Annotated in this window: 5 protein-coding genes; 3 read left to right on the top strand and 2 right to left on the bottom strand. The window is 69.7% G+C overall.

The window, feature by feature from the left end; all coding sequences use genetic code 11:
• The first annotated feature begins 332 nt into the window (after window positions 1-332).
• From ACFU99_RS31815 to ACFU99_RS31805, 3 genes are all read left to right on the top strand, one after another.
• A complete protein-coding gene (locus tag ACFU99_RS31815; RefSeq protein ID WP_384398616.1) occupies window positions 333-1490 on the top strand; it encodes a lectin in 1158 nt (385 codons plus the stop codon).
• Window positions 1491-1506: 16 nt separating this feature from the next.
• Complete coding sequence (locus tag ACFU99_RS31810) at window positions 1507-2094, top strand: hypothetical protein (protein ID WP_384398614.1); 588 nt, start codon at window positions 1507-1509, stop codon at window positions 2092-2094.
• 288 nt (window positions 2095-2382) lie between these two features.
• The gene (locus tag ACFU99_RS31805) at window positions 2383-3021 is read left to right on the top strand and encodes a DUF5701 family protein (protein ID WP_384398618.1); all 639 of its coding nucleotides are present in this window, start codon (window positions 2383-2385) and stop codon (window positions 3019-3021) included.
• On the opposite strand, the gene ACFU99_RS31800 is transcribed toward ACFU99_RS31805, so the two are convergent.
• The gene (locus tag ACFU99_RS31800; protein WP_384398612.1) at window positions 3013-4269 is read right to left on the bottom strand and encodes an MFS transporter; all 1257 of its coding nucleotides are present in this window, start codon (window positions 4267-4269) and stop codon (window positions 3013-3015) included. The genes ACFU99_RS31805 and ACFU99_RS31800 overlap by 9 nt on opposite strands.
• Before the next feature lie 121 nt (window positions 4270-4390).
• The gene (locus ACFU99_RS31795) at window positions 4391-5155 is read right to left on the bottom strand and encodes an SDR family NAD(P)-dependent oxidoreductase (protein ID WP_384398610.1); all 765 of its coding nucleotides are present in this window, start codon (window positions 5153-5155) and stop codon (window positions 4391-4393) included.
• Window positions 5156-5319: the final 164 nt, after the last annotated feature.

Genomic DNA, 5319 nt, shown 5'->3' with positions numbered 1-5319 from the left:
CCATCGTGGTCGGCCAACAACCGGACGGTTCCCCCGACGAGTTCCGCGTCGACGGCCGTCGCCGCACGCCGTGTCCGGGTCGCCGCGAGCCGACGCGAAGGTGTACGAGCGTCCTGACCCGGTTTCCGCTGGAAGCTCCGCCGCAGGTGGAACAGCGCGGAAGCCGCCCCGCCCGCCGAGCGATCCTCCGCGTCAACTGCCCTGCCAGAAAGGCGAATTCACGACAGAAGGGCGTGGCCCGAAGCGGCTGTCCCGGCTTGCCGCGTGGCTTCGCCGGGAGGTGGACTGCGGGCCAGGGGTTCCTGCCATCATCCCTCAGAAAGGGCGTGACCATGGCGGCGCAAGCAAAGAGTGAGCCCATTCCGAAAAGGAGGGAATACCTCCCGGTCGTCGCGGCCGACCCGACCAAGGTCGAGGTCCACAGCCTCCGAGATGATCTGCACAGTATCGGTCTGACCTGTGAGCAGACGGGAGACGACTATCTGCATCAGTTCATCAGCGAGGTGCGTGCGGAGCTCCCCAGCACGGGCAAACTCGAATCATTTCTGATCGGAAAGCGGAAGGAAGGACTGCGGCAGTCCTTCTCCCGCCACGCCGAGGACTTCGTCGACGAGGTGTCCGTACTCACCCGCGACGCCTTGGACCAGGTCACCGAGCGGGCCCGCAAACACCCCGGCGCCGCTGAGTTCTTCGAGTCGGTCACCGAGGACAACCCCGGCGGCGCCCACTTCCTGCGGCAACTGGCCGGTGTGCATCCCTCCGACCCGCGTTTCGTCGAGAGGTTCGCGGACAACAATCCGGCGGGCCTGCTGCTCGTGTCCGAACTGGTCGCGCGGAACATCGTGCCGACTTCCACGGGCACCTGGGTTCCGGACGGCGACAAAATCGTCGGCGAGTACGCCGGCACGCTCGCCGAGATCGTGAACGTGACCAGGTTCCAGCGGCTGGAGCAACGGCAGGAGAAGACGGACAAGAACAACGCGCACCCGGGGGACCAGCCCGGAAAGCGCTGGGGAGTCACCGGCAAGAAGTCCGAGAACTACCGGGGCGAATTCTCCACCGTGGACGCGATCAAGGAGAAGTACAAGGAGGTCGGGCTCGTCGCGTCGGCCGCCGTGGTGGAAGGGCTTCAGCGGCAGAACCTGGAGGCCATGCTCGCCAACCAGATCGGCCCCCTCCAGGAGCAGAGCGCGGAGAACTACGACTCCCGGAAGGACGGGAAGGACGAGGAAATCCTCGTATTCCTGGCCCTGGACCCCTGGGTGGACAGCGAAGACGTCACCCACACCAGCGGGATCGGCGTGCTCTCCGTCAACTGGCGCCTGCGCATTCAGCGGTACAAGCGGAAGGACAAGAAAGGCGGCACGAAGCACGACACCCAACTGGAAGTCTGGGTGCGCGCGCTGCGGTACCGCTCCGTCTACAAGGAGCCCGCGAACACCACCACGTTCGAGGACCAGCTCACCGAAGACCGGAACCTGGCCAACTGACCGGAAGGCACCTGTCATGAGCGACCAAGAGACGCCCGCCGCACAGTCGCCCGCAGCGCAGGCCAGTGAGCCCATCCCGAAGCCGAAACTGGAGATCTACAGCAAGCTGCCCGCCGCGAGCAAAAGCGTTTTCGACAGGTCCCTCATCTTCTACTCGACGTCGACCGAGCGGAAAGCGCTCGTCCTCTACACCCCCGACCTTCAGAACATCGGCTGCATCGACAACACCGGCTCCGCGGCCTCCTCGGAGTACTCCAAGAGCATCGAAACCGGATTCACGCTGTCGACGACCACGACCCTCTCCCTGGAGTCGACCGTCGAAGTCAGCTTCGAGGTCGTCAAGGCATCGCTGACGGTGGGCTTCAGCATCTCGTTCACCGAGCAGTACTCCAAGGTCACGACGGAAACCATCCAGTTCGCCGTCCCGGCCGGCAACAGGGCGTTCACCTACCAGGGCTACCTGCGCACCGTCGTCATCAAGCACGACGTCGCCCAGTCCAAGTACGCGTACGACCCCACAACCCACAGCCGCTTCCTCACCAACGTCCTCGCCACCTCCCCGGACCCTCTGGAAGGCCACGAGGTCAAGTTCTTCCTCAACTGACCGACCGGCCCCAGCGACTGCGCCAGGGGCCAGGGCCAGGTGCTGCACGGGAGCGGCCAGTCCCCACGGGGAGGACGGCAGTGACACCGCCGTCCTCCCCAGTTAGCTGAGCTGACCTGCCCGCGAGCTTCGGGAGGCGGTTCCGGTTGCCACGACAGCGCCGGGGGGCGGGAACGCTTCGGCGGGCCGTCTCGTTGGGTCTCAGGTCCAGTGCTTCGTGTCGTGAAACCGGGGAGTGCCTTGTCCGATACCTCATGCGCCTCGTCTGCCTCATCCGCCGTCGCCGTCGTGCCGTCCCTTCCGCCGCTCGCCGAACAGGCGGAGCGGCTGATCGAGCTTGCGGTGCATGAACTCGCGGGAATTTCCGCGGAGGAGGTACGTGCCTTCGCCGAGGAGGGTGGTCGCGAAGACGGAGACGCCCTGCTCGCGGTTCATCCGGACCGTGTACCCGCCTCCGTGCTCGCGCCCTTGCTCAGGCGTGACGGGAAGCGCGGGTTTGTCGTCGTCGATATGGCGGACGTCGATCAGTTCGCCCCTTGCGGCGTCGAGCTGCCCGACGAACCGCTCTACGTCGTCACCGGTCTCGACCGCGGCGACCGTATGGCCAATTGGAGCCCGGAGGAGGCGCTGCCCGCGCTCGCTGCGGAGGGGCGTAGTCCGTTGCTGCTCGCTGAGGGGATTCAGTGGGTGCTCCAGCAGCCGGCGGCGCTGGAGCGGAATCGGTGCTTCATGACCATCGGGTCGCGGCTGCGGAAGGCGAACGGCGCGCTGGACGCTCGTACTCCGGCGATCTGGATCAGTAATGGAACGGGGCGGGACGGACGCGAGCGGCGCGGTGCGCCCAAGGTCGGATGGTGCTGGTGGAGGAACCGGCATACCTGGCTCGGGTTCGGTTCCGCTGCGGGGCGCGGGGGAGCGTCAGCGTAAGGAGCGGATCGCCGGGCTCGTCGCCACCAGCGCGGCGCAGGCCAGGACGGCGCTGCCGCAGACCAGGAACAGCGTCGTCGTGCCGTACGGGAGCAGGACGCCCGCGATCACGTAGGAGAACGGGTCGAATGCCACCGTGGCCAGTACGACGAGGCTGAGCACCCGGCCCAGCAGCCGCTCCGGCACCCGTTCCTGGAGCGTGGCCACGATGACCACGCCGAGGAACGCGGACCCGATGCCGACGAGCGAGACGACCGCCGTCGCGGTGACGACATGGGTGGCGGCGGCGAGTCCGGCCACGCCCGCGCCGATCGCCGCGACCCCGCCGACCACGGTCCAGCCGCGCCGGGCGGGCGGTCGCCACCCGGCCGTCAGCGAACCGGCCAGCGAGCCGGCGCCGAAGCCGGAGAGGACGACGCCCAGGGACCCCGCGCCGCCGAGGCGTTGATCGGCGAGTACCGCGCCGCCTACGAGCACGGGGCCCACCACCGCGATGTTGATCATGGCGACGGCCGCCAGCATCCCCCGCACCAGCGGCTCGCGCCAGGCGTATCCCAAGCCCGCGCCGAGGGCGCGTGCGCTGCTGGAGGGTTCCCCATCGCCGGTCGCGGGGGCGGTTCCGTCCCCGGTGCCTTCGCCGCGTCGTACGACGCGGACGAGCGTGCTGAGGGCGACCGCGGCCAGCGCCGCCATCGCCGCGATCCCGCCGAGCGTCGCCTCGAAGCCGACCGCGGCGATCACCCCGGCGGCCACCGCCGGACCGACCAGGTCGCCCCCCGACTCCGCGCCCTGCACCAGCGCGTTGACCCGGGTGAGCTTCGCGGTCGGCACGACGGCCGGCAGCAGCGCCAGCGCCGCCGGGAAGTACGCGGCGTCGGCGACGCCCAGCAGCGCGGCGAGCAGCGCGACCGCCGTCACCGACGGCGAGGTGAGAGCGACCAGCAGGCCGAGGGCGAGCAGGACGGCGACCCGGAGCCAGGAGGCGGCGGCCGCGATACGGGCGGGGCCGAGGCGGTCGACCAGGACACCCCCGGGAAGCAGGAGCGCCGCCCGCGGCAGCGCCACGGCTACGAGCACGAACCCCGTGGTGATACCGGGCTCCGACAGTTCGAGTACGAACAGCGTGAGCCACACCAGGAACAGCGCGTCGACCACGGCCGCCAGCCCCTGGCCCACGACCAGGCGGCGCAGGCGCGCGTCGCCGAGCGGTTCACGCGGAACGGAACGGGCGGTCGGCTCCGTCGTCATCGCGGGCTCCCCGGGGCGTGGAACTCACCGGGACGGACCCGAACGCGTCGCTCACTGACCGGCATCGACACCATGGACACATCCGCTCGCAGATTCCTTCTGGAACGCGCCGTCCCTGTCACTACGCGATGTGCGTGCCCCCATCGACCGTCAGGGTCGTCCCGGTGACGTAGGACGCCGCGTCGGAGACGAGGAAGACCAGCGCCGCGGCGAGTTCCTCGGGCTCCCCGACACGGCCGGCCAGCACCCGCGGCATCATCGCATCGAGATAGCCCTCGGCGTAGCCGTCGGTCATCGCCGAGGCGAAGAATCCCGGCGCGAGGGCGTTCACGCGGATGCCCTTGGCGGGGGTCCACTGCTGGGCGAGATCACGGGTGAGCCCGAGCAGCCCGGCCTTGGACGCCGTGTAGGCGGCCTGCGGCAGACCGCCCGTGACCAGAGCCAGGATGCTGGAGACGTTGACGATGGCGCTGCCCGGCGGCATCACCGCGCCCGCGGCCTGCGCCATCCAGTAGGCGCCGTTGAGATTGACGTCGATGACCTCGCGGAACTCCTCCGGCGACTCCTCCACCGCGGGCCGTTCACCGCTGATCCCCGCGTTGTTGACCAGAATGTCCACCCGCCCGAACGCGCGCACGGCCGCGTCCACCAGAGCGCGGCAGTCCGCGGGTTCGGCCACGTCGGCCCGTACGGCGACGGCCCGGCGGCCGAGCTTCTCGACAGCCGTACGCACCGCCTCCAGCCGCCCGGCCCGCCGCGCCCCGAGCACCACATCGGCCCCGGCCTCGGCCAGCGCGGTGGCGAAGGCGGCGCCCAGCCCGGAGGAGGCGCCGGTGACGACGGCGACGCGGCCGTCGAGCCGGAAACGGTCGAGGACGCCGCTCATGGCCGCCGCCTGCCTCTCAGAACCATCCTGCCCACGGCACATCTCCCGCCTTCTCCCGTCACCCGTCTCTCGTCTCCCGCCGTGAGTTCGCGTCAGACCCCGAGCCGCCGCCGGTAAGCGACGAGAGTGCGCAAGAAGCCGTCCATCTGCGCCTCGGTATGGCC

Origin of the sequence: Streptomyces sp. NPDC057654 (assembly GCF_042800135.1) — a bacterium.
Classification (GTDB): Bacteria; Actinomycetota; Actinomycetes; order Streptomycetales; family Streptomycetaceae; genus Streptomyces.
This window is presented reverse-complemented; position numbering and strand designations above follow the sequence as displayed.